This window comes from Hymenobacter gummosus (assembly GCF_003970915.1).
In the GTDB taxonomy this organism is placed as follows: Bacteria; Bacteroidota; Bacteroidia; order Cytophagales; family Hymenobacteraceae; genus Solirubrum; species Solirubrum gummosum.
The window spans coordinates 48,689-66,788 of record NZ_RXOF01000018.1; the positions used below are offsets into that span (position 1 = coordinate 48,689).

19 protein-coding genes and 1 tRNA gene are annotated in these 18,100 nt (G+C 59.2%); 10 read left to right on the forward strand and 10 right to left on the reverse strand.

From position 1 onward, the window contains the following. Nucleotides 1–40 precede the first annotated feature (40 nt). Nucleotides 41–1,324: a M16 family metallopeptidase gene (locus tag EJV47_RS23650; RefSeq protein WP_126695684.1), complete on the forward strand. Its 1,284-nt coding sequence runs from the start codon at nt 41–43 to the stop codon at nt 1,322–1,324. A 76-nt stretch (nt 1,325–1,400) separates the two neighbouring features. Here EJV47_RS23650 and EJV47_RS23655 read toward each other — a convergent pair whose 3' ends face one another. The 3 genes from EJV47_RS23655 to EJV47_RS23665 all read right to left on the reverse strand — a co-directional run bounded on the left by EJV47_RS23655 (nt 1,401) and on the right by EJV47_RS23665 (nt 2,804). Beyond that, entirely contained in the window at nt 1,401–1,886 is a 486-nt protein-coding gene (locus tag EJV47_RS23655; RefSeq protein ID WP_126695685.1) for a hypothetical protein, read from the reverse strand. Nucleotides 1,887–2,014: 128 nt separating this feature from the next. After that, nucleotides 2,015–2,353: a hypothetical protein gene (locus EJV47_RS23660; protein WP_126695686.1), complete on the reverse strand. Its 339-nt coding sequence runs from the start codon at nt 2,351–2,353 to the stop codon at nt 2,015–2,017. A 55-nt stretch (nt 2,354–2,408) separates the two neighbouring features. Then, entirely contained in the window at nt 2,409–2,804 is a 396-nt protein-coding gene (locus EJV47_RS23665; RefSeq protein WP_126695687.1) for a hypothetical protein, read from the reverse strand. A 131-nt stretch (nt 2,805–2,935) separates the two neighbouring features. Here EJV47_RS23665 and pheS point away from each other — a divergent pair, with 131 nt between their 5' ends. From pheS to EJV47_RS23685, 4 genes are all read left to right on the forward strand, one after another. Continuing rightward, a complete protein-coding gene (pheS, locus tag EJV47_RS23670) occupies nt 2,936–3,976 on the forward strand; it encodes a phenylalanine--tRNA ligase subunit alpha (RefSeq protein ID WP_126695688.1) in 1,041 nt (346 codons plus the stop codon). 176 nt (nt 3,977–4,152) lie between these two features. Next, on the forward strand, nt 4,153–4,596 hold the full coding sequence (locus EJV47_RS23675) for a Rieske (2Fe-2S) protein (protein ID WP_243651295.1): 444 nt from the start codon (nt 4,153–4,155) through the stop codon (nt 4,594–4,596). A 96-nt stretch (nt 4,597–4,692) separates the two neighbouring features. Further along, a tRNA-Asn gene (locus EJV47_RS23680) sits at nt 4,693–4,766 on the forward strand. Nucleotides 4,767–4,924: 158 nt separating this feature from the next. Further along, complete coding sequence (locus EJV47_RS23685) at nt 4,925–6,301, forward strand: site-specific integrase (protein WP_126695689.1); 1,377 nt, start codon at nt 4,925–4,927, stop codon at nt 6,299–6,301. Between the two features lie 57 nt (nt 6,302–6,358). Here EJV47_RS23685 and EJV47_RS23690 read toward each other — a convergent pair whose 3' ends face one another. Next, nucleotides 6,359–6,553, reverse strand: a complete 195-nt coding sequence (locus EJV47_RS23690) for a hypothetical protein (RefSeq protein WP_126695690.1) — start codon at nt 6,551–6,553, stop codon at nt 6,359–6,361. A gap of 178 nt (nt 6,554–6,731) precedes the next feature. On the opposite strand from EJV47_RS23690, the gene EJV47_RS23695 reads away from it, so the two are divergent. The 5 genes from EJV47_RS23695 to EJV47_RS23715 all read left to right on the forward strand — a co-directional run bounded on the left by EJV47_RS23695 (nt 6,732) and on the right by EJV47_RS23715 (nt 10,768). After that, nucleotides 6,732–7,226, forward strand: a complete 495-nt coding sequence (locus tag EJV47_RS23695; protein WP_126695691.1) for a thermonuclease family protein — start codon at nt 6,732–6,734, stop codon at nt 7,224–7,226. A gap of 57 nt (nt 7,227–7,283) precedes the next feature. Beyond that, a complete protein-coding gene (locus tag EJV47_RS23700; protein ID WP_126695692.1) occupies nt 7,284–8,030 on the forward strand; it encodes a hypothetical protein in 747 nt (248 codons plus the stop codon). A 77-nt stretch (nt 8,031–8,107) separates the two neighbouring features. Further along, nucleotides 8,108–8,578: a hypothetical protein gene (locus EJV47_RS23705; protein ID WP_207895981.1), complete on the forward strand. Its 471-nt coding sequence runs from the start codon at nt 8,108–8,110 to the stop codon at nt 8,576–8,578. Nucleotides 8,579–8,720: 142 nt separating this feature from the next. Further along, nucleotides 8,721–10,289 (forward strand): DUF262 domain-containing protein, encoded by a 1,569-nt coding sequence (locus EJV47_RS23710; RefSeq protein ID WP_126695693.1) that lies wholly within the window; start codon nt 8,721–8,723, stop codon nt 10,287–10,289. Further along, a complete protein-coding gene (locus EJV47_RS23715) occupies nt 10,286–10,768 on the forward strand; it encodes a HEPN domain-containing protein (protein WP_126695694.1) in 483 nt (160 codons plus the stop codon). The genes EJV47_RS23710 and EJV47_RS23715 overlap by 4 nt, the downstream gene beginning before the upstream one ends. Here EJV47_RS23715 and EJV47_RS23720 read toward each other — a convergent pair. From EJV47_RS23720 to EJV47_RS23745, 6 genes are all read right to left on the reverse strand, one after another. Continuing rightward, complete coding sequence (locus EJV47_RS23720; protein WP_126695695.1) at nt 10,765–11,637, reverse strand: HNH endonuclease; 873 nt, start codon at nt 11,635–11,637, stop codon at nt 10,765–10,767. The two genes, EJV47_RS23715 and EJV47_RS23720, sit on opposite strands and share 4 nt — an antisense overlap. A gap of 4 nt (nt 11,638–11,641) precedes the next feature. Then, nucleotides 11,642–13,861 carry a Z1 domain-containing protein gene (locus EJV47_RS23725; RefSeq protein WP_126695696.1) on the reverse strand — a complete coding sequence of 740 codons (2,220 nt, stop codon included), beginning with the start codon at nt 13,859–13,861 and terminating at the stop codon, nt 11,642–11,644. Between the two features lie 23 nt (nt 13,862–13,884). Continuing rightward, nucleotides 13,885–15,468: an ATP-binding protein gene (locus EJV47_RS23730; RefSeq protein ID WP_126695697.1), complete on the reverse strand. Its 1,584-nt coding sequence runs from the start codon at nt 15,466–15,468 to the stop codon at nt 13,885–13,887. After that, nucleotides 15,465–16,817, reverse strand: coding sequence for a DNA cytosine methyltransferase (locus EJV47_RS23735; RefSeq protein WP_126695698.1), 1,353 nt, complete (start codon nt 16,815–16,817; stop codon nt 15,465–15,467). The genes EJV47_RS23730 and EJV47_RS23735 overlap by 4 nt, the downstream gene beginning before the upstream one ends. Before the next feature lie 7 nt (nt 16,818–16,824). After that, a complete protein-coding gene (locus EJV47_RS23740) occupies nt 16,825–17,235 on the reverse strand; it encodes a very short patch repair endonuclease (RefSeq protein ID WP_126695699.1) in 411 nt (136 codons plus the stop codon). Nucleotides 17,236–17,418: 183 nt separating this feature from the next. After that, nucleotides 17,419–18,072: a PD-(D/E)XK nuclease-like domain-containing protein gene (locus EJV47_RS23745; RefSeq protein WP_126695700.1), complete on the reverse strand. Its 654-nt coding sequence runs from the start codon at nt 18,070–18,072 to the stop codon at nt 17,419–17,421. Nucleotides 18,073–18,100 lie beyond the last annotated feature (28 nt).

The window sequence follows — 18,100 nt, forward strand, 5'->3', positions numbered from 1 at the left end:
CGTAGGTTACCCTACTTTCGCGCCCCGCACCTATTGCTTTATGATCAACTTTCAGGAATTCAGCCTCCCCAACGGCCTGCGCTGCATCGTGCACGAGGACCTCACCCAGCCCATGGCCGTGCTGAACGTGCTCTACAACGTCGGTTCCCGCGACGAGGACCCGGAGCACACCGGTTTTGCCCACTTGTTTGAGCACCTGATGTTCTCGGGCTCCGTCAACATTCCGAGCTACGACGAGCCCCTGCAGCGCGTGGGCGGCGAAAACAACGCCTTCACCTCGCCCGACATCACCAACTACTACCTCACCCTGCCCGCCCAGAACATCGAAACCGCGTTCTGGCTGGAGTCGGACCGCATGTTGAGCCTGGCCTTTTCCGACAACGGCCTGGAAGTGCAGCGCAAGGTGGTGGTGGAAGAGTTCAAGCAAACCTACCTCAACCAGCCCTACGGCGACGTGTGGCTGAAGCTGCGCCCCCTGGCTTACCAGCAGCACCCGTACCGCTGGGCCACCATCGGCAAGGAAATCAGCCACATCGAAAACGCCACCATGCAGCAGGTGCGCGACTTTTTTGCCAAGCACTACTCCCCGTCGAATGCCATTCTGGTGGTGGCCGGGGCCGTCACGCTGGCCGAAGCCCAGCAGCTGGCCGAAAAGTGGTTCGGGCCCATTCCGGCCGGCACCCGCTACGAGCGGCAACTGCCCCGCGAGCCGCGCCAGACCGAAGCCCGCCTGCTGGAAGTCGAAGCCGACGTGCCGCTGAGCGCCCTCTACAAGGTGTACCACATGCCCGGCCGCACCGACCAGGATTACTACCCCGCTGACCTGCTCTCCGACCTGCTGGGCCGCGGCAAGTCCTCGCGCCTGTACCAGCAACTGGTGCAGGAGCAGAAGCTGTTCAACTCGATTTCGGCCTCCGTCATGGGCTCCCTGGAGCCCGGTCTGCTGGTCATCAGCGGCAAGCTCAACCAGGGCGTGAGCCTGGCCCAGGCCGACGCGGCCGTGGAAGCCGTGGTGGCCGGCCTGCGCGAGCAGTTGGTGGACGCCGAAGAGCTGGAAAAGGTGAAAAACCAGGCCGAAGCCAGCATCGTGTTCAGCGAAGTGGAGTTGCTGAACCGCGCCATGAACCTGGCCTACGCCAAGCTCATGGGCGACGCCAACTTCGTAAACGAGGAAAGCGCCCGGGTGCAGGCCGTGCAGCCCGCCGATGTGCAGCGGGCCGCCCAGGAAGTGCTGCGCCCCGACAACTGCTCTACCCTGCGCTACCAGGCCCGCCCCAAAGAAGCGCCCGCCCCCGTAGCCGAAGAGGAGGAAGCCGCCGTTTAGCGCCGCTACACCAACAAAAAAGGCCGCCACAATTGTGGCAGCCTTTTTTGTTGCGGCAATGCAGGGGAAAGACAAGCTACTGACGCGGACGCATCGAGGGCTTCTGCTCGATGGGCCGGCCGCGGTAGTCGTAGCGGGTGCGGCTCATGGGGCGCAGGGCCGAGCCCGGGGCCACGCTCGTGCCTTCGATACCACGCTCGGGGGTGCTGCCCCCGCTGTAGCCACCCGCTGCGCCGCCGAAGCCGGCAGCTGCGTCGGCGCCGGCGGCGGTGGCCGGCGCGGCGGTGGGGGAGGTAGGCGTCGTGGCCGCGGCGTCGGAGGCGGCCGGAGCGGCGGCCTCGGTGGGCGCTACGGCCGCTTTGGTGGCAGCGGGCTTAGTAGCTGCAGGAGCGGTGGCTTTTTTCTTGGGAGCGTCCCAGCCGCCGCCACCCCAACCGTCGCTGCTGCCCCAGCCGTCGTTGCTCTTGGTTTGCTTGGTGGTCGATTTCGATTTGGTGGTTTGCGCCTGAGCCTGCAGGGTAAGCAAGCCCAGCGCCAGGCCCAACATTGCCAACTTCTTCATGGTCTGAACTTTTGTAAGCGTGGGTGGATGGAATTGTACTCTTTTTACGCGGTAAAGCCGCTGATGGCTAGATAATTGTCTCCCATTTTGCGACGAGTACCCCCCAACCAGACCCAGCTGCGCGGAGTTCAGCGCCGCTTACTTTTTTTAGCCGGCGTTGCTTTTCCCCCCGAAGCCGTGCTGCCGCCGGCCGACATGGAAGTGGCTTTGCCCTTGGTGGTTTTGGTAGGAGTGGAGGTCAGTTTGGCCTTGGGCTTGAGCGGCCGGCCCATATAATCGGTGGTGAGGGCCAGCGGCCGGCCCAGGCGCATGCCCGGGGCCAGCTTCACGTCGTCCGATGATTTGGGCTGCACGCGGGCGCGGGTGCCGCGGCCGGAATGGGCCCTGCGCTGCTGGGCTTGGGCGGGCAGCTCGGCGGCGAGCAACAGGCCGGTAATAACGAGCGGAAGTAGTAGTCGGCGAAGCATGGCGAAGGAAAAAACGGGTGAAACAATAGCCGGCTGCGGCTGCCAGGCGGGCGCGCTAGTGGGAAGATGAAGAGCGGGGGGCGGGCTTGGCAGCCGGTTTGCGAGCGGGCAGGGGGCGGCCGTCGTAATCGTCGCGGGCGCGCTCCACGGGCGGCACCGGCTGGCCGGGCGCCACGTTCAGGCCCTGCCCACCGGGCAGCCGGGCCGAGTCGGAAGGCATGGGTTTGCGGGCGGGCTTCTTATAGGTAGAAGGGCGGCCGTTGTAATCGGTGCTGGCGCGGCCCAGCTCCACCGTTTCCCCGGGGGCTACGGTGGCGTCGCCCGCGTTGGCGGCCGGTTTGGGCGCGGTGGTGCGGGTTGATTTAGCCGGCACTGGGCGCTTGGCCGGCTGCTGGGCGGCGGCGGCCGAGGTCATCGAGAGCAGCAGCAAAAACAGGGGAAGACGACGCATGGAAAAACGGAACCAGGTGGATGCGGTATCTTCCTCATACGCAAGGCCGCTGCCGATGGACGCCCCCGCCTGGCCCGGGAAGGTATTGGTGCGCCATCAGTGCCGCCGGCGGGTTATCTTTGCCCTTACTTATGCAGGACACGATCCAACAGCTTCAGCAGGAAATCGAGGCCTACGACGTCACCACGGCGGCCGGCCTCGACCAGTTTCGCATTGCCTACACCGGCCGCAAGGGCCGCATTGCCGACCTTTTCGACCAGCTCAAGAGTGTGCCCGCCGAGCAGCGCCGCGCCGTCGGGCAGCAGCTCAACGCCCTGAAGCAGCTGGCCCAGGACAAGTTCGACCAGCGCCGCCAGCAGCTGGAGGAAGAAGCCGCCGCGCAGCCCGCCGACGCCGGCTACGACTACACCCTGCCCGCCGTGCCCGGTGCCCTGGGCACGCGCCACCCGCTGAGCCTGACCCGCGACGAAATCGTGCGCATCTTCTCGCGCATCGGCTTCAACGTGGCCGAGGGGCCCGAAATCGAGGACGACTGGCACAACTTCTCGGCCCTGAACTTCCCCGAAAACCACCCGGCCCGCGAAATGCAGGATACCTTCTTCCTGCCGCCCGCCGGGGAGGAAGAACAGAACCGCCTCCTGCGCACGCACACCAGCACCGTGCAGGTGCGCCTGATGCAGAGCCAGAAGCCGCCGATTCGCTCGATTATGCCCGGCCGGGTGTACCGCAACGAGGCCATTTCGGCCCGCGCCCACATGGTGTTCCACCAGATTGAGGGCCTGTACATCGACGAAAACGTGAGCTTCGCCGACCTGAAGCAGACCATCTACTACTTCGCCCAGGAGTTCTACGGCCAGGACGTGAAGATGCGGATGCGCCCCTCGTACTTCCCCTTCACCGAGCCCAGCACCGAAATCGATATTTCCTGCCTGATCTGCAAAGGTGCCGGCTGCAACATCTGCAAGTACACCGGTTGGGTGGAAATCATGGGCGCCGGCATGGTCGACCCGAACGTGCTGCGCAACTGCGGCATCGATCCGGAGCGGTACTCGGGCTTCGCCTTCGGCATGGGCCTGGAGCGCCCCACCATGCTCAAGTACCAGATCAAGGATTTGCGCCTGTTTACCCATAACGATATGCGCTTCCTGCGCCAGTTCGAGGCCATTCACTAAGTCACCGGCGGCTGGTTGCCCTGCGCAGCCGGCCGCTACTGCTTTGGCGCCGCCCATAAGCCGAAGCCGTCTGCCAGCAGCGGTGGTTACTACCGTACAGTTGTTTGATTACCGGCGCCGGCTGATTCCAGTCTGGGTGGTGAACATAAAAACCGCCGTTCCGCGTTAAGCTCCTTATGCACGCCCACCTTCGCCCGCTGTTTGCCCCCGCTGCCGTCCTCGCCGTCCTGCTCCCCCTCGGCAGCTGCGGCGACTCCGGCACCGATGCCCAGCCCGCCATTCCCACGGCCCTCGTCAACGAAGTCATCAACCTGAGCACCGTGCAGGCCGCCACCCTGCGCTTCGACAACGGCTACATCTACCTGAATGCGGGCGTGCGCGGTGTAGTGGTGATTCGCCAGAACGCCCAGCAGTACCTCGCCTTTGAGCGTAACTGCCCCTACCGGCCCTACGACGCCTGCGCCAAGGTCAGCATGGACCGCTCCGGCTTCTTCCTCGCCGACTCCTGCTGCTCCTCCCGTTTCGACCTGCGCGGGCAGCTTACCAGCGGTCCGGCCACCCGTCCGCTCCGACAGTACATTACTTCGCTTAGCGGCAACCTGCTGTACATCAGTAATTAGCCAAAAAGACAGAAAAAATATTTGGCCAAAGCTTGCGTACGGCCGTTTCAGTATCTAATATTGCACCCGCAACGGCAATCAAACGCCGCCATAACCGCTTCCTTAGCTCAGCCGGTTAGAGCATCTGACTGTTAATCAGAGGGTCCCTGGTTCGAGCCCAGGAGGGAGCGCACAACCGATGGAAAGCCGCCTTAACCGGGCGGCTTTCTTTGTTTTTGGCCTGTTTTGGCGGTTTTGCTACTTGGCTGTTCGGCTGTTTTCGGCTATCTTCGGGAGGAAACCGGGACATAAACCGGGAACGAAACCGGGACATAACCGACCAAAGGCCATGCTGCTGCCTACCCTCTACAAAAAGAAAATCAGCGTGCGGCTATACCCGCGGCTGGCGGCCACCAACCAGGAAGGGCTGTGCCCGGTGCGCCTGACGGCCCGCTGGCATGGGGAAGAGTTGCAGGTAGACACGGGCGAAATCATCCTGCCCCGGCGCGTGAGCAAAGACGGAGAGGTGGAGATGCTGTGGAACGGGCAGGGGGTCGTGGAGGGACGCCGGCCGACCGAGCGGGAGAAGGGTACCCTGCCGACTCACCCGGATACGGCGGTCAACATCAACGCCCGGCTGATGAAGATGGTGAAGCAGGTGACGGATACCTTCAACCGCCTCTACGACGCCGCGCCTGATCAGAAAGTCACCAAAGCCGCGCTGCTGGCGGAGCTGCTGCCAGGGCACGCGGCCCGCAAAGCAGCGCCCGTCCCGGCGCCGGTGTCGGCGAAGCCGGTGGAGCTGCCCACCTTCCGGCAGGTTCTGGAACAGTGGAAGCACGAAAACCGCAACCTGGCGAAAGACTCGCTGCGCAAGTACGACCAGCTGGCAACGATGATGGAAAGCTGGCGGCCCGACCTGCGGCCGGAGCAGGTAACGCAGAAGGTGGCCAAGGAATACCTGCAGCACCTGCTGGACCTGCAGAAGTCAGACGCTACTATCAAGGTGCATTTCGCCGGCATCCGCAAGTGCCTGGAGCAGCTGGAGCTAAAGGCCGACATGGCTTGGCTGCAATACTCGGCCAAGAACGCGCCCCAGCTGGACCTGGAAATCGAGGAAGTGCGCAAGCTGGTGCGGTGGCAGCCCACGGCCGGGCACCTGGCCGAGGAACGGGACCGGTGGCTGTTTCAGCTGTTCAGCGGGCGGCGGTACGAGGACCTGGAAAAATTCGACAAGCGGGAGCGGATTACCCTAAGCCTGCCCGACGGTAGCAAGGTGCCCGCGCTGCTTCACGCGCAGGGCAAAACGGGCAATGACGCGGCCGTTCCCCTACCCCCTATTGCCGTGAACATCGGGGAACGATGGAACTGGCAGTTTCCGGCCCGGACGTGGCAGCAGCGGTGCGACTGGATAAAAGAAATTGCCCGCGAGGCGGGTCTGTCGCGGGAGTGGGATGACCGGCTGATTACGGGCGGCAAGGTGGTCCACAACTGGCGGCCGATTCACGAAGTCATCAGCACCCACACGGCGCGACATACGGCCGGCACCCTGCTCAAGCAGGTGAGCAACGGCAACAAGGCGCTGGCAAAGCTGGTGCTAGGCCACGCTGAGGAAGACGTAACGGACCGTTACGCCAAAGACAAAGCGCAGCAGCTGGCCCCGGCTATTCTGGAAGCGTGGCGGGGGGTGCTGGGCGAGTGGTTCGACGGGGTGCCGGTGAGGTAGCAACCGACCGGCGGCAGGGTGGCTGCAGGGTGCCCGCAGACTGCCTCCGTCCTGCCTTCAGCTACGGTTTAGCGCGGCGGCTACTTCGGCCTCCGGCAGGCTCGTGTACGCGCAGAACTCCGCGACGGAAACGTAGGCGCGGGCGGGCTTGCGCAGGTGAATACGGATGCGTTGCAACAGGCGCTTGCCGGCGTCATAGCCGGTGCCGGTAAGCCGGGCAACGTCTTTGGGGTAAAGGCAAACCTGGGACATTTGGGGGCGGTCTGGGGCGGTTGGGACAGGCGAATATACAACGGATAAAAGCCGCTTGTAGGTTCGTGCTATGAAAGCTAAAGCACTGTATTTCAGCGGGTGGTTGCTGATGGTTGCGGTTGGTTTGACCAGTGGCTTCCTTCGGTTCAGTTCAGGCGAAACTGCTCCTCATCGCCTGATGGCTGGCTCAGCGGGCACAGCCCCGCAGGAGGTGCCGGGCCGAGTGGTGCGGGTCGTGGACGGTGACACCTACGACCTGCTGGCCGGGGGTGTGACCTGGCGGGTACGGCTGCTGGGCGTAGACGCGCCGGAGCCGGACCAGCCTTTCGGGCCCCAGGCTGCCGACTCGGTAACGCAGCTGCTGGCCGCTCACCGAACAGTGCTGCTTACGCGCCGGGGTACGGACCTGTACGGGCGGACGCTGGCCGTCGTGCGGCTGCCGGTAGCGGGCCGGCCGGCACACGCGCTGGATTCGCTGCTGGTAGCGCGCGGCTGGGCCTGGGCATGGGACCCGAAGCACCGGGTAGCGGGCCGCGCTGCGCAGCAGGCCGCGGCGGTGGCCGCCCGGCGTGGGCTCTGGAAATGCGGAGCCGTGGGCGTGCTCACGCCGCGACAGTGGCGGCAGCTCAACTACAGGAACAAGCGGCGCTACGGGGCGGGCTGTACTTGGTAGCCGCGCAGACATCAGCAGCCAACACCAACGACTTTTCACTTTTAACCACTTACCAAGATGGCACGTCAGACGGGCATCATCGGCATCCAGGGCACCGTTGGGGGCCTGGTATTCAGCAAAAACGGGAACATCTCCCAGAAGCCGGCCAGCGACAAGGCCGCCTTCGCCAACTCGCCCAGCCGGGCGCGCACCCGCGAAAACGCGGCCGAGTTCGGCCTAGCCGCCAAGTACAGCAAGCTGCTCCGCGACTCGTTGCGCGTGGCTATTGCGTCGGCCAGCGACAGTCAGGTGGCGGCCCGCCTCACCAAGGTGATGCGCGAGGTCATCGGCCTCGACGACACCAACGACCGGGGCCAGCGGGTGTTCGACTCGGGTAACTCAGCGCCTCTGCTGGGCTTCAACTTCAACGCCGGGGCCGGCATCGGGCAGACCATGTACTTCCCTTACGAGGTAACGGGTAACGGGGCGGACGTGACGATGAGCATCCCGTCCCTGAACCCGGCCACCGACATTGCCGCCCCGCAGGGCGCCACGCACTTCGAGGTGATTTTCGCTGCCGCTGACCTCGACATGGAGGCAATGACCTTCACCAACGCCGTGGTGGCCGCCCCGCTGGGCATTCTGCCCCTCAGCGGCGCGGCGCTGGTAAACCAGTCGATGGTAGCCAGCTTCCCGGCTGCGCCGGCCGCCGCCAACCTAGTGGTGGGCGTGGTGGGCATCAACTTCTACCAGCAACTGAATGGCAAGTTCTACGCCCTCAACAACAACAGCACCAACCCGCTGGCTATCGAGTACGTGGCCTAGCCCTGGGGCACCCTGGCACAGAGCGGCCGGCCGAAAGTGGCCGGCCGTTTTTCTCTCACCTCCAACTTCTTATCACCATGGCACTCACGGCCTATCAACAACAATTCAAGCGGCGCATGAAGCGCGCCATCAGCCTGCGGGCCAGGGCCGACAGGAAAGCCCGGCGCTACACCCAGCTGCTGGCGGAAGCCATCGGGGCGGCCGAGGACGCGGCTACGCAGATGAACGCGCTGAATCAGCTCTACAACGTGGACGTAAGCACGCAAACCATCTTGGTGCACGACGTGCAGCAGCTGGCGACGCGCACACAGCTGACGGACGCGCTGGCTGCCAGCACGCCGGGCGAGGAGCTGGTAATCTTCAACCAGATTCCTGATGCCAACGGCGGGCAGCCCCTTCCCAACAACCCGCTGTTTGGTGAACCGGCGACAGGTACCCCTACCACCCCGCCGGCGCAGACGGACAGCAAAGCGCTGCCGAGGGAAGCTGTAGTCAAAAATGCCGCGGAGGTTATTGAAGCCCCGGCAGCCACCTCTGAGCCGAGGTAGCTAATCACCGCAAAAGTTAGGTAAAGGCCGGCCTCTGCAACGGGGGCCGGCCTTTTTGCAAGAAAACGGCTTAAACAGGCCGGGCCGTCTAATTATATTAGCTTCGCAGCGTTTTCAGCTACAATCTCCTATAACGCACCCGATGGCGAAGCACTCCAAGCAGAAGCTAGTGGCAATATTTGCGCAAACCATTGAAGGGGAAGGCGCTCAGGTTGAATATATCACCCCACATGAGGCGCACCCAGCGGTGCTGGATGTCAAGACAAGCGAGTTTTCGGGACGCTTTCGCATTTACATCTGGAACCTATCCCGTGGTGGTAATAGTAGACCAAGCTGGGAGTACCGCATCCAGGTAACAGGAGTCGAGGCATTCCAGCAGGGGGAAGGAGAGACAACGCTGATACTTGGTTATTGGGCCCCTCTTGAACTATTTGTTGCCTACGACTTCAAAAAGCACGATGCTCCACTTGGAACGTCTGTCTCGCTGCAAGTCCGCGAGGAGGCACTTCATGAGGCAGTAATAGAAGGCATAACCGTTAAAGGGAAGGAAAACGCCGAGCAGGTTGTAGTGTTCAGCAAAGAGAGTGCGCTGACCTACCTAAAGAATCACGATGCTATTCATGCCGGCTACTTTAACAGTGAGGTTGAGCAGGGCACTTACGTTGACTTAGGAGAGGACGAGCCAAGCAGCCGCCGGTACTCCCTAACAAGCTACGGTGTTGACTACCCCATTGACTCTTTGGTTAAGAGGCTTAACCCAGAGACAGGAAACATCTATGTGCCTAGCTTTCAACGGCAGTTTATTTGGACTCGTGAGACGGCCTCACGGTTTATCGAGTCGCTTATCCTGGGCCTACCAGTGCCTAGCGTCGTCCTCGCACATGACAGCAGTGACAAGCTAATTATTGTTGATGGACAGCAGCGGCTCCTGAGCTTGCGGGCATTTTACTCCGGGCTGTTACGCGGCGACAAATTTACCCTTAAAGGGGTAGCTCCTGACTTGGAGGGGAAAGGATACAATAATCTCACAGCAGATGACCAAAGCCGACTTGACAATCAGACTATTCACGCAATTATAATCAAGCCGAACGACCCAGTAGAGGACTCAGCAGGAGTATACACGCTTTTTGAGCGCCTAAATACAGGCGGCCAAAAGCTAACGGCGCAGGAGATTAGGGCAAGCATGTACTATGGTGCTTTTAACGACTACCTGAATGAGCTGACTAACGCTCCGGCCTGGGTGGAGATTTTCGGCTACTCAAACCGCTTCCGCAACCAAGAGCTAATCCTTCGATTTTTTGCGTTGTACTATAATCGGTCCGCCTATGAAAAGCCAATGTCCTTGTTTCTGAACAAGTTTATGTCGGAAAACAGGAACCTTCAACTCCACCCGCGGGCCGAGCTTGACGCTTTGCTTCTGCCCGCTTTAACTCGTGTGGCGAGCGTACTGGGCAGACGCGCGTTCCGACTAGGCGGCGGCATTAACGCTGCAGTTTTTGACTCTGTTGTAATAGCACTGGCTATGCGCCTGGCGCGTGACCCGGAAATGCCACCAGGCCACGTAAGCGAGGCATATAGTCAACTGCTACGAGACGATAGATATGTTGGCGCGGTGCGAGCTGGCACATCGGATAAGGCTTCTATCGAAACAAGGATTGAGGTAGCGCGCGAATACTTCGATAAGGACTATTATGGTGCGCCCTTGCTATGAGAATTGAAGCAATGGAGCGGCAGCTAGATAACTTGTTTCAACTGGCGGCCAATATGCCCCCCGATGAGCCGCAAGCCCGGCTAGCTGAGTATCTATGTATCCGAACCTCCGGGCTGATGGAGCAGGTGGTCAAGCACCTGTTAAAGGAGTACGCCAAAAGCACGTCGGCTGCTGAGGTGGCAAAATACGTTGAGGGAAAGACAGACAGAATAGCAAACCTGCCCAATGACAAGCTGGTTGAACTGCTACTGTCCTTTAGCGAGAGTTGGCGGGATGAGTACGTGGCGAATATCAGCGAAGAGGCAGCGGGTGCACTAAACTCAATTGTCGGCCTACGCAACAAATTGGCACATGGTATTGATCCTGGAGGCATCAGCTACCGAAGGATATTTGAATACTACACAAACGTGCGTACTCTCTTCCCAGTATTAAAACAAATCATATCGAAGGATAAACGACGACTTAGGAGGACGCGTTAAAATGCGCAGCGGATGCGATGAGCCCGCAATGCGTCACGGTTAGGGTGGTTGGCAGCGGAGGCCGGCAGCCGCAGCTGCTGCCCGGCTAGCGTAGTGTACTCGGAGCCGGCTAGCAAGGGAGAAAGCTCCACTTTCAGCGTTACAGGGTCAATGGCGAGAAGCTGCAAGTCAAAGAGCGTGTGAATGTCGGCTCGCAGCGGTAGGCCGTTTTGAACGTGGTTGGTTGAAGGGCCTAGGTAAGGGATGATGTGAGCGGCCTCAAGCAGCGGCTCGACCTGGCAGCCGGTGACGGGGCAGGTGCTGTCATAGGCAGCGAGCAGACTATTGCGAAAGGCCGCCTGGCCGCGACGACGAACGATGCTAGCTAACACCCACTCGCGGCCGTCGCGGATGGTAGCAGGGTTGAATCCGGCCTCCTTATCTTGCCTGGCTTGCACCTCTGCTAGGCTAGGAATAGTGCCGCTGCGCGCTAGCGTGAAAAGGGCTGGGTGGGCGCCGCTGTGGCTATGGTACTCGAAGCGACCTAAGTAGCGGTAGCCACCGCCGCTATATTGGCCTGGCGTCTCGCGGTAAAACACCAGCAACTCCAAGCCGCTTAGCTCATGGGTGATTATATAATGGTCGTTACGTCCGGCTGGCTGCCCACGCCATATTAGGGTATTGCCATCGATAAGCTGGCTATGGGGCTCCTGGCCTGGCTGCTGGCCAGTGATTGAAAGCCAGACGGAATTGTAGCCGCTGGGCCTAAATACCTCTCGGCCAATTGTAGCGTCGGTAATGTGAAGCAGCCGCTGCAACTCATCGATGGTGTAAATCTGGCCCTCGGCAAGCTGCTCAGAGGCGAACCGGGAGCTTGAAGCATGAGGCATCTACTTAGTCGTTAGCTAGCTTGACCATTTCCACGCCGGCTTCTAGCGGAACCCACACTGCTAAAGCGAGCGTGTCAAACTCGGTGCTGCTACCGTCCTGGTCCTTATTAATAACCTTCAACTGATGAATCTGCACGGTGAAACGGCTATTCTCTTTTATGCTGCGGTCACCTTTATACACGTCTTCGCCACCATCCTTGGCTGGGTTGCTGCCTTGAAACAAAGGGCCTTGACCCAGCTTTCCGTCTCTCGCAGTACGCTTTCTCTCTACTGAAGGCGACATCTGGTACGCAGCTCCCTTAGCGTCAGCATTAGCCGAAATATACCGCTCCAAGCTGTTAGCGAGAAGGTCGAATGTATGGGTGTCATCCGTCGAAAAGTATTTGTAGCTGCGTAGAAGCTGGGCGATGTCGGCCAAAGGCACCTCTGCCTTTAAGTGCCGCTGGGTCGCTGTGCGAAGCTTGTGGCCGGGGTCGTTATGCCAATTTGCTCCCTGTTTCTTAATAAAATCTTGTACAGCGGCTTGGCTCTGCTCAATCTCAAACTTGGTGCCCTGAACAGTTAAGGTTGTTATCCAGGCCCCGCCGAAGCGGTAGCGCTCAAGCTCATCATAAATGACTGTTCCGCGCGTCAAGTGACGCAAGGAGACGGGAAGCTCAACAACCCGCTCATACTGGTTTAGAGTACGGCCTGCATCATAAGCCTTTAAGCGGCTGCGCATATCTATTTCATGACGAACGTACCCAACATAGGCCTCAATAACGTCTTCGGTAAGGTAGATGCGGCATAGGTGCAAGTACCGCTGCTTATACCCGAAGAAACGAGCCCACTGCTGCATCGTATCAGCAGTGCCCGTGCCGATGCTCCTCGGCATGTAGGTAACTGTCAAGCCCTCTACCGTGAAGCCACGAGAAAGCACCTGACCGCCTACAAGAATGAAAAACTCGTTACTTTTCCACTCAATGGACGGTGCCGAGTTAGGCGAAGTATTGAGTAGCTTAACTTGCGTGGCCGAAATGGCCTCATGTAGGGCGTCCAAGTGCTCCTCGAAAGCTGCCAGCTTGGGGTTAACATCTAGCAGCTGCGAGTGCACCTTCCTGAACTCCTCTACCAACTGCTGACGGTCAACGTCATCAGCAGGCTTCTCAAGCAGTCGCTCCCAGGTAGCTTTCAGGGTGTTCACCCAATTGTAATAATCGAGGTGAATGGCTTTGTACTGTGACGGGTGAACCATCATCGAGCGGTTACGGTCTGTCGCACCTGTGATTAGGTAGTCAGCCGCACCAAGGAAAAAGACGCAGAGGGCCTCTCTGAGGGAGTTAGGTGGTGATGCAAGATGATGGTCCCGAGAGTGTACCTCGTCGTCGGCTATCGGGTACACCAGCTTGTCGAACATTGGAGGCGTAAAAAACTCCTTACCGCCTGTGTAGCCTACCCCAGGGGTGAGCAGCTTAATAAAATTGGGCGATAAGTCGTCTTGACGCTCGATAAAAAGCAGCGCTTGGGGCGTGGCTGTGTACTGTACGTAGGTGTGGTGCGGCAGCGCATTTTTCAGGCGCAGCAACTGGGCGTAAACCGGGCTCTTCTTCCTTGTCAGTCCCTTGGCGTCCCGGTCACGGTTCTTCTTGTTCTCCGTGTTCATGCCGGCCTGGTCCGCCTCGTCGTCAACTATCAGCGTCGGCACCCCCTCAAACTCATCACGTAGCTGCTCAATAACCTCGATTAGCTTATCAAGCTGGGTTCTGTTTTTGGTTACTGCGACAATAGTTGTGCGCTGCTTAAGGCGGGAACCGCTACCGCGCTTGTACTCTTTGAGGGTGGAGCCAATATTATCCAGGCTGTTGGTAACATCGGGGTTTGGCAGAATGCGCCACTCACGAGAATTATCGTCATCAATTTGCAGGTCTTTTTTTAGACGCTTTACTGACTGGTCAACTAGGGCGTTTTGGGTACCGGCCAAGACGATAATCACCTGGTACCCGTTGTCGCGGGCCATTGCAATTAGCGTGGTAAAAGACATTGTTTTGCCGCTCTGTACATAGCCCAGGGCAAGGCCAGTCTCTGCGCTAGTGGGGGCGCTCGGCGAGCCGCAAAGCCCTAGTATCTCGGCAGTATCTTTTATTAGCTTGTCAGTAGCATCGGCTGGCAGCTTAAGCTGGTGCTTGAGAAGCTCAACTTGGCTTCCGTCTTGCTTAACTGTCCAGGTGGGGGTAGAAGCGTCCATTGGTTCGATGGGTAAAAGAGTGCTTACAGCTTTATCAGTAACTCATTTATGTAATCCATCAGCAGGCCGGAGCTATGGGCCCCTCCCTCGCTGGCGACAGTCTTTGCAAGTGCGATGGCAGCGCCCAACCGGAGCAGCGGCTCTAGCCTCTCGTTGTTGAGCAGGTCGTACTGCTGGGTGAAGGGGTGAGCCATCGAAACCCGCACGCCAAGCAGACGCTCATTGGGGCCTGGTTGAGCGTCGGCCGGTATGCAAAGCTTGCTAATGCAGAGCCAGTCGGTGTGAGCAGGGTTGCTGCTCAATTCGATATAGACACGCCAGCTTACCCCGTTCAGCATGGCAGAAAGTACCCGTGTGTTCGTCTTGCCAGTCTCGTTCGGCTTGGGCTTGTTACCTGACGGCCCGCCGAACAGGCCACCCCCCGGCGGCTGGCCGCCGGCAGGCGTGCCCCCTTTGCCCGGCTGAGCGTTGCCCCCGCTGCTAGTTCCGGGGCTACCACCGCCAGCCGGCCCCGCGCCGCCGGGGGGTGGCGCTCCGCCCGGAGGGTCGTTATCCTTACCGCCTGCGGCCTCTCGCACACGCATACCATTGGCCTGCTTAAGCAGATCCAAGCCGGGGGCCTTTATTGCTTCTTTAAGCCGGGCGAGAAAATCCTCTTCTGTGTCTTCCCATTGGATACCGTCCTTGGTAAAGCTAGCCGTAAAGTCGTCAATATGAAGCTCTCCGAAGATGCGCTGATAGTAATAGCTGTTGGTATTGACGAATATCTTGGCTGGGCGGTATCCCTCATCAAAGCTGCCTTCGACTACTCGCCCGCGTCTAAAGAGAGCAAAGCCAGCCTCCTTGGTTGAGGCTGTTGCGAAGATGGCAGCAAACCCTGTGACGCGCTGGCCGCCGGCGCAAACGAAATCGACTTCCTTACGCCATAGTATAGGCGGCGCAGACTTGTCAGAGTAAGGCGGAGCTGTTAGGGTGGTAGGAGCCTTATATTTCAGAGCCTGGCCGTTTACTATTATCTCAACCTGCTTATCGCGCAAGAAGGCACGATAGATGCTCGTCAAGTGGTCACGAATCTTGCCAACGGCCCGTCCAGTAGGCAAGCTGTAAACACCCTGCAGAAGAATATTGGTGAAGTGAGCTTTGGGCACCGAGGGCAGTACTTCTACCTCAAGAGTCTCGACGCCTTCGCTGACGATTCGCTCAACATCGAACGTGACTTTGCGCTTTACGCTGTCGCCAAGCGCCTGCGTCTCCACCGACCATTTGGGGCAAAACCAGCAACTCGCGGCTTTCATCCCCATGCCATGCTCGGAGAGTCCAGTCCGGTCGGGCGGGCGCACGGCCATGCGCAGCGCCCGCTGCAAATCGGTGCTGCTTATACCGAAGGCATTATCCGAAATGCGAATAAAGTTGCCCTCTTGATTGAGTTCCAACTCAATCCGCAATTGGTAGTCGGGTGAGGTGGCCTCAAGCAACGCACGATTCTTCTGGTAGCTATCGATAGCGTTGTCAACGTATTCGGCTAGAGCGTACCAGGACTTGTATTTGATATAGCGAAAGACAGAAAGAATGCCTACGCCAGGGCTAATTCCAATGGTTTCTTTCATACAGCAACTAGGCTAGGGGCCACCGTTAAGGCCAGTCGCTGCTGAGAGGGCTGATACTTCGGGATGGGCTGGGGCAAAGGAACAAGGCGGGCAGCAATTTGCTTAACAACCTCGGCGTTGACGGCGTTGCCAAGGGCCCGGAATGCTGCGGTGTCGTTAGTGGGTAGCTTAATGTTGCCGAGCGACTGTAGGCGCGCACCTTCAGTCGGAGTGATGTAGCGACCAAGCCAGCCAATGGCTGGCACTTGGGTACGGGTTGAGGACACAAGCGCCGGAAAGAAGTTGTCGCGCTTAACACGAATGCCTGAAGGACGAAACTGGATGATTAGCTTATCTAGCTTACGGTCTGCGCCCTTGCAGTTCCACTCGAATTTTTGCCAGCTAAACGGAAGCTTGCGAATCTTCTTCATCACCTTCTTTAGCGCCTGCTTATGCGTCTTAAAGAAAGCTCGGTTGTTACGAATAAACTGCTGCTTCCACACGGGAAAGAGTTCCTCTCCACGCGCGTAGGTGGGAATGTGCTCAAGCTGCTCGACACTGCTTAGGTCCGCTAGCTTGACTCCGAATGCTCCCTTGAACTCTTCAAGCTGTTGTTTCTTCAGCCGGCTGGGTACTGTCGCCTCGTAGGGGTAGGTGGCTTTGTACTCGGTTGCCCAAATTGGAAAAGATGGAAGTGGGGTGTTCTCGGGGATGCAGTCCAGAAACTCCTGCCACACCGCCAGCGCCTTAAGCTCGCGCTTGGTGAATGACCGAGCTTCGGTTGGCTCCTCTTCCAGTATGCTGCGTACCGTCATATTTGCATGACACTCAGCCTCCGGCCATTGAAAATGGCTAAGTCCCCCCATGTCTTTGCGTGCTGCTACGATGAACATCCGCTGACGTAGCTGCGGCACCCCGAACTGATTAGGCGAAAGAATTTTGTAGTCGACCTGGTAACCCTCGGCCTCTAGCGTGGACTTGATAACCCTCCAAGTATTGTGGTTGTCGTGCTTGAGCAGATTGGCGACGTTTTCAAGAAGCACATAAGGAGTTTTATGATGTCTGACAATGTGCATGATGTTGTCAAACAGGTTCCCGCGCTCCTTATCCTTCATTCCTTCCTGTGCGCCCGCTTTGGAAAAGGGTTGGCAAGGGAAGCCGCCGCAAAGTAGGCTATGGGGTGGGATGTCCTCCACCCTCACATTTCGGATGTCACCATGAATCAGGCTCCTATCAAGGCCATAGTTAGTGTGATAAAGCTCTTGCAAGTCTTTGTTCAACTCTGAGGCGAAAACGCATTTCATGCCAAGCTGCTCTAAGCCTACATGAAAACCGCCTAGTCCGGCAAATAAATCGATGAAAGTCAGCATTATGCTCTTAGCCGTTATCGGCCAGTAAGTCTTGAATGTGTTGAACAGCCTCGCTCAGCGAGCTTTTTACTTGGCATTCCCAAACAGTGTGGACCCGCCATCCGGCTTCAGCCAGCTTGGCGGTGTGGGCAGCATCGCGGCGGCTGTTGCCGCTTAGCTTTTCGTTCCAGTAGGTGGCGTTGTGTCGAGGACGCGCGATGGCGCAGATGGGGCAGCTATGCCAATAGCAGCCGTGAACGAACACCACAAGCTTTTTAGCAGGGAATACTAGATCGGGCTTGCCAGGCAAGTCTTTACGATGAAGTCGGTAGCCCCTCACTCCAGCATCCCAAAGGGCTTTGCGCAGCAGCAGCTCGGGCTTAGAATCCTTGCCTTTGTTCCCTTGCATCGTTTTGGTAACGGCCTGGGACTTTGGCATTGGATAGCCACTCTCTGGAACTCTGTACTTAATAGCCACTCCTGTACTCCTTTACCGGGTTAGCATTTGCAATTAGGCCTATGCTAGCAATTTTAGCAAAGCTGGGCTACTTACAAAGCTAAGTGAGCTGGCGTGAGCATACAAGACCACCTGCAACCTTTTGCATCCCCCTTTACAGCCTAGCTACGCTGCATCGCCTTGTGTGTTATTGGAATAGCGCCGTAGCAGCGCCGTATACTTCTTGCGGCCCTGCTCGATGAAACCGGGGGAGGCGGTGGCGTCGAACACCCAAACCTCGTGCGGGGCCTTTTTCTGCACGCCGATGATGAGGAAGCGGGACGCGCCCAGCGCGTCGAGGTATAGGGCGGCCTGGCGGTCGTAGTCGTACTGGTAAGTGCTGGTCAGGAAGTGGGCGAAATCGGGGCAGCTCGTGGTCTTGAAGTCGACCAGCGTAGTTCGGCGGCCGGCGCGGCTCGTCACCAGCAGATCGGGGCGGATTTTGACCTGTACGCCGGTGGCCGTGTGGGTGGCGGTGTGCGTCAGCTCGGCGGTGCCGCGGTAAAGCAGGTCGCGGCAGTAGCGTTGTCGGCGCACCTGCCGGGCCAGCGTTTCAAGGTCGGCCCACCTGATGCCGCGCTCATCGGTGCGGGCGTAGGTGGCCGGCTCCAGGGTGGCGGCGTGGAAATGGGCGCCGAAGGCCAGCGCCTGCGGGTTGGGACGGCGAAGCTGGCCCAGCACCTGCGCTTTGAGGTCCGAAAGGTCGGTGTTGGAGACGTGAGGCAGGGCGCGGTGCTGCTCCTGGGTGAGGCCGGGGTAGGCGGTGAGGTCGTGAAACATGAGAAGATGAGCTGAAAGGTGTAGGAGG